Source organism: Bacillus sp. JJ1127, assembly GCF_036965845.1.
GTDB lineage: Bacteria > Bacillota > Bacilli > Bacillales > Bacillaceae_G > Bacillus_A.
The window spans coordinates 1-5,718 of the sequence record NZ_JBALQK010000017.1 but is presented as its reverse complement, the minus strand read 5'-3'; the positions used below and the strand labels follow the sequence as shown (position 1 = coordinate 5,718).

General features: G+C 34.7%; 6 protein-coding genes. 4 read left to right on the top strand and 2 right to left on the bottom strand.

What is annotated here, in order from left to right:
• Window positions 1–127 precede the first annotated feature (127 nt).
• Genes V7183_RS02530 through V7183_RS02520 form a run of 3 tightly spaced genes read left to right on the top strand, consistent with a single transcriptional unit; the run spans window position 128 to window position 2,454 of the window.
• Complete coding sequence (locus V7183_RS02530; protein ID WP_335358596.1) at window positions 128–631, top strand: FMN-binding protein; 504 nt, start codon at window positions 128–130, stop codon at window positions 629–631.
• Window positions 624–1,559 (top strand): FAD:protein FMN transferase, encoded by a 936-nt coding sequence (locus V7183_RS02525; RefSeq protein ID WP_335358595.1) that lies wholly within the window; start codon window positions 624–626, stop codon window positions 1,557–1,559. Before V7183_RS02530 ends, V7183_RS02525 begins: the two co-directional genes overlap by 8 nt.
• Window positions 1,546–2,454 carry an RnfABCDGE type electron transport complex subunit D gene (locus V7183_RS02520; RefSeq protein WP_335358594.1) on the top strand — a complete coding sequence of 303 codons (909 nt, stop codon included), beginning with the start codon at window positions 1,546–1,548 and terminating at the stop codon, window positions 2,452–2,454. Before V7183_RS02525 ends, V7183_RS02520 begins: the two co-directional genes overlap by 14 nt.
• Before the next feature lie 109 nt (window positions 2,455–2,563).
• On the opposite strand, the gene V7183_RS02515 is transcribed toward V7183_RS02520, so the two are convergent.
• Together V7183_RS02515 and V7183_RS02510 are read right to left on the bottom strand one after the other, a co-directional pair.
• Window positions 2,564–3,811, bottom strand: coding sequence for a sensor histidine kinase (locus tag V7183_RS02515; protein ID WP_335358593.1), 1,248 nt, complete (start codon window positions 3,809–3,811; stop codon window positions 2,564–2,566).
• On the bottom strand, window positions 3,804–4,487 hold the full coding sequence (locus V7183_RS02510; protein ID WP_335358592.1) for a response regulator transcription factor: 684 nt from the start codon (window positions 4,485–4,487) through the stop codon (window positions 3,804–3,806). The genes V7183_RS02515 and V7183_RS02510 overlap by 8 nt, the downstream gene beginning before the upstream one ends.
• Window positions 4,488–4,904: 417 nt before the next feature.
• Between V7183_RS02510 and V7183_RS02505 the strand changes: the two genes are divergently transcribed.
• Window positions 4,905–5,492, top strand: a complete 588-nt coding sequence (locus V7183_RS02505) for a hypothetical protein (RefSeq protein ID WP_335358591.1) — start codon at window positions 4,905–4,907, stop codon at window positions 5,490–5,492.
• Window positions 5,493–5,718: the final 226 nt, after the last annotated feature.

Genomic DNA, 5,718 nt, shown 5'->3' with positions numbered 1-5,718 from the left:
ATTTTGGAGTTATTTGACGCTTACTTTACTAGAGAGAAGTTTTTAAAACTTTTTTAAAAATAGCCATGTAAAATTAAAGATAAAGATTCAAATACTCTTATTTATAATGATGTTGGAGGTCATGAATATGGCTAAGATGGGAAACAAAATGATTACGCTATGTACAATTGCTGTAGGAATGATTTATACAGCAGGATATATTTCTACGGAAGATTCAAAAGCAGAATTAGAACAAGCCTCTAAAAATATACCGACATCTATCCCACAACCAAATGTATCTTCTAGGACTTCTGATGCAGCTAAACAGGTTAACAGTGTCTATAAAGATGGAACATATTATGGTCATGGAACAAATCGTATCGGTTCAGTAAAAGTAGCGGTTACAATTCAAAAAGATAAAATTACATCGGTGCAAATCACAGATTGCACCACTTCTTATTCTCAATCTTATATTGACGAATTGCCTCAGCAAGTTCTAAATCGACAAAGTACAGATGTAGATGTGGTTTCCGGAGCAACAAGAAGTACAGAAGATTTTCAAGAAGCGGTTCAGGATGCTTTATTACAGGCAAAGCAGTCCAATGTGTTTTATAACAAAAAAAATACGGGAAGTGTGACAGGTAATGCCTAATCATATAAGAAAAACATATGAGCAATCTGCACTTTGTATGGGGACGATTATTCATATTAAAGTAGTCACATCACGCACAAAAACATATATAAAAGAAAAAATGGAAAGGGCATTTCAAGCGTTCTACTCTGTAGAAAAAGTATGCAGCCGCTTCCATTATCAAAGTGAGCTTACACGTCTGTCTATGCAAAGTGGTAAAGCCACGCAAGTCAGTCATACTCTTTTTGAAGCTATTCGCTTTGCATGGCAAGTAGCTGATGTAACGCAAGGAATATTTGATCCAACGTTAGGTCATACACTTGAGAAGTACGGATTTAACCGTCATTACTTAACGGGAGAAGAACTGGTTTCAAATGTAGCTACAGAGGTTTCTGTTAGTTATAAAGATGTGGTTTTAGATGAAGAAAAACGGACTGTTTTGTTAAAAAAACCGCTTTTGTTGGATTTAGGTGCTGTAGCAAAGGGATTAGCAGTTGATTTAGCAGTTCAAGAATTGCGTGATTTTGAAGGGTTTGTTATCGACGCCGGCGGAGATCTTTTTGCTAGCGGTACGAATGAAAAGGGAGAACCATGGGTCATTGGTATTCAACATCCTTTCCAAAAGGAGAAAACAATTTGTAACGTTCAGCTGACCGATAAGGCAGTTTGCACCTCTGGTAGTTATGAACGAAAGAGTTCTGTTCATATGAACGAGCATCATCTCATACACCCACATTTAGGGACGTCTCAGTCCGACATAGTAAGCTGTACTGTAATCGCGCCCTTTGCGATGATGGCAGATGCTTTTTCAACAGCCGCTTTTCTGTTAGGTAAAAAAGAAGGGGGAGTGCTTCTAAAAAATGTTGATCTCGAAGGCATATGGATTACATCCTCTTTAGACATAAATATAACGCAAGGAATGGGGGAATATTTGTATGAGCGTGAATAAAAAAGAAAACGTAATGCATGAGGCGAAACATAAATATCTTCGTACACCAAAAGGATATGTTATCGTGGATGAAACAAGAGAAAGCCGGCGACAAAAACGAACTCATAAACCTTTTATGACTCCTAAAAGATCCGTTTTAGTTATGCTGCTTTTATTAATGATAATCGCGCAGATAAATGAGGCTGATTATTCAGGTTTTGTTCATGCAGGGGTGGCAGCTATAACTGCCATGTTCATAGATACCTTGATCGCTATTTTAAAAAAACGAAAGCTTACTTTTCCTGATGGAGCCGCTATAACAGGCTTGATTGTGGCGCTCATACTAAGTCCAATGGTTTCAGTATATATTTCAGCATTAACAGCAGCAATTGCAATTGCATCAAAGCATCTGTTTACAGTTAAGAAAAAACCTATATTTAATCCTGCTGCCTTTGGATTACTTGTCACAGGCGTTTTGTTCTCAAGCGGACAAAGCTGGTGGGGAGGGCTATCTATGCTTCCTGCTTGGTGTATTATATTTGTGTGCATCACAGGATTTTTCGTAGCACAGAAAGTAAATAAATTCCCACAAGTTTTTTCATTTTTAGGAGTTTATTTTCTTATACTGCTGATTATGGGAATTGCAGGAACCGAAAATGTAGGAGATATGCTAAGAGTTCCTTATATAAATTCAGTCATATTCCTAGCATTTTTTATGCTTACTGACCCGCCGACCTCTTTAGGTAAATATAAAGATCAAATTATATTTGGTGTCATTGCAGCCACAGTAAGTATAGCTTCTTATCTGATACTTGGGGGATTAGTTTTTCTGTTAGTTGGGATATTAGTTGCAAATGTGTGGAAAGCATGGAGATTTTCTAAAAAAAAACAGCACGTACATCGTCAACCTCAGTAGCAATTTAAAAAATGAATGTACGATGCCATTTGTTTTTTAACTAATCCGTTCAATATCAACAAAGGGTGTCAAGTTATAGGAAGAAGTTCCTCTTGACACCCTTTGTTCGTTATATTGGAAATTTAATAATAATGCGTGTCCCTTTATGCAGTTCGCTCCAGACTTTTATTTCACCATTATGAGCGTCTGTAATCCACTTAGCTATAGATAGACCTAATCCTGTTCCACCTTCAGAACGTGTTCTGCTCTTATCACTGCGATAGAAGCGGTCAAAAATGTGAGGAAGTTCCTCATTTGCAATACCGATACCTGTATCTTCTATTATGATCGTGATAAAACTTCCATCTTTGTTGCATGTGACTGTGATTTTTCCATTTTCAACATTGTATTTCATGGCATTATCCATCAAAATAATGAGCAGTTGATGAATCCTTTCTTTATCTCCTTTATACATTAACTGCTCTTCGATATCTTTACTAATCGAAATGTTTCGCAAATCTGCAATGGGTTCAAATTGATGAATGATTGTACTGAATAACTCTCCGATTTGAAATTCTTTCCTTTGAATAAGTAGCTGATTCGAGTCTGTTTTTGCAAGAGTTAGCAAGTCCGCAACAAGTTTGTTCATCCTTTTTACTTCTTGCAGTACTTTGTAAATCGTCATACTTTCTTGTTCAATTGTATATTGTGGATGACGGAATAATAATTCCAAGTGTGTCTGGATAACAGACAATGGCGTTCGCAGTTCATGGGAAGCATCCGCTGCAAACTGAGTTTGTTTTTCCCAGGATTGTTGAATCGGAACAAGTGAACGATTCGCTAAAAGCCACCCTACAAAGAAAGAAATGATAAATGCTGCAAAGCAGCCCCCTATAGTTAATATGAGCAAATTTTGCAGTATAGTCACCTCTGTATCTATATTTAAGACAATCTCGATCGTATGGGCCGAGATATCTTTTAAATAACTGGAAGATGATTCAACCTTAAGGATACGGTAACTATGATTATTGATTGTTTGTGTCCACAGTTTGTTGTCCTGAAACTGAGAAGGCGAGAAGTCATTGATATCAGTAGAGAAAATCGCATTTTCCGGTATGCTTTTTATAAATTGATCGTTTTTATCCCAAATTAAGTATGCAATTTTTCGCTCTGATTCCCGCTTAGAATCATGTTCTTTAATAATACGATTCATACCTTCGTGTTGTATTTCTTTAGACACATTGTAAAGTTTTGAATCAATCTCCTTATAAATAATATGATTCATGTATACATACAAAATGACACCAAATACACATAAAATCAATGAAAAAACAATGGTATTTAAAGTAACAAGTTGTATTTTGGTTTTTTTAAACATCTTGGTTATTTCCTTTGAATATAAATCCGACACCACGTACAGTATGAATGAGCGTTTGGTCATAAAACGCACTTATTTTTTTTCGCAGATGATGAACATATACATCTACAACACCAAGCCCTACATCAGAATCTAGGCCCCAAATGCGGCTGAAAATTTGATCGCGAATTAAGATTTGTTCCTTATTTTGTAGGAAATATTCAAGTAGTTCATATTCCTTAGTCGTCAAATATAATTTGTGGTCGTCTATGTATCCGTCATGTTCTTGCATGTGTAAACGGATAGGCCCATAGGAAACATTCTGTTCTCCAATCGTTCCCTTTTCACGTAGCAGTACACGTATTCTTGCTAGTAACTCTGGTACTGCAAACGGCTTAATCAAGTAATCGTCTGCACCTACATCTAAACCTTTTACTCGATCTTCTACACTATCTTTAGCGGTAAGAAGAAGAATAGGCGTTTTAATGGAAGCAGCACGTACTTCTTTCACAATCTCAAAGCCATTTATTTCCGGTAGCATAATATCTAAAATAATGCCATCGTAAATATTTTGCTTCGCCATAAATAATCCCTCATCACCAGTTACAGAGAAATCAATTTCATATCCTTCCTCCTGTAAAACTGCTGCAACTCCTTCTAGAAGGGGCTGGTCATCTTCGATTACTAAAATCTTCATTATGTTCATCCATTCTGTTAGATTTTTAATATTACATACCTTATTATATAAGATTCATGTGCCAAGGATAAATGTATTTTGGGGGGATTAAGTTTTAAGATGAGACTATAATTTAAGAGACTTTCAAAGAGTGATAGTCGTTTAAGGTTATAAGTATAAGGTGTGTTTTGCTATATTGACGATAAATATAGAACACTAACAGATGATACAGTTATAGCAGGAAGTTCATCGGGAGGACTTATTTCGACAGAGATGCTTATTGGTTATTTTAAAAAGAATTTAAAAACCTTGCTATAATTTTCCAAATATGAAGCGGTTCTATTTTTCTGATCCTTATCGTACAAATTTCTTAGAATAGTGTTGTGTTTTCTAATATGCTATTATGAACATGTAAATGAAGAAAAGGAGAATATAGTAGTGGATAGACACTCTTCTTTAAATGCTAAAAAAGCTGGTTTTTTATCAAATTATATTTCTAATCCAAAAGAACGAAAAAGAGTTATAATTACACTTGGTGTTGTTGTTATTCTATTTTTGATAGGATTTTTATGTATTTCGTATTTTTATGAACAATGGTTAACGGAGAATATTCGTGCTTATAAAGGAACTTTTAAAGAAATGGGTTCTATTGCACGAATTGGATTCTTTGTTACTTTATCAATATATCCTATTTTCTTATTGTTAAAGTGGAAACCTTTTAAAAAGATGATCATAGGGAATTTTGAATTAAAAACTTTATTACAATTTATAGGTAAATTGGTTAGACAATGGCATGTACCACTTGCTATTTTATCTACAGGTATTGTTTTACTACATGGCTATATGGCAATATTAAAAGGATTTAAGTGGAACTTTACTTATTTTTCAGGGATCATAACTATTTTTGTTTTATTTTTTTTAATGTTTATGGGCTTGAAGCGATATAAAAAGAAAGACAAGAAGTGGCATTTTAAAATAGCAATTGTTTTTTTTGTTTTATTTATGTTACACGCTACATTTGCATGAGAAAAGGTTATCTTATTACAGGTGGCCCCAACATTTTGTAGATCCTGTAGGATAAGGCTGTAGTGATTGGTACATAAGGAGAGGCAATATAAGACTTAAAAGCAAGGTGTTGAAAAAACATTAAGAACCGTTTTTAGGGATTTTTTAGCGTACGATATTTGTATTTTGTCGATAAGCCTTTTTATAAAAAAATATCTACCAATGAGAATAACATACGCTATTATAT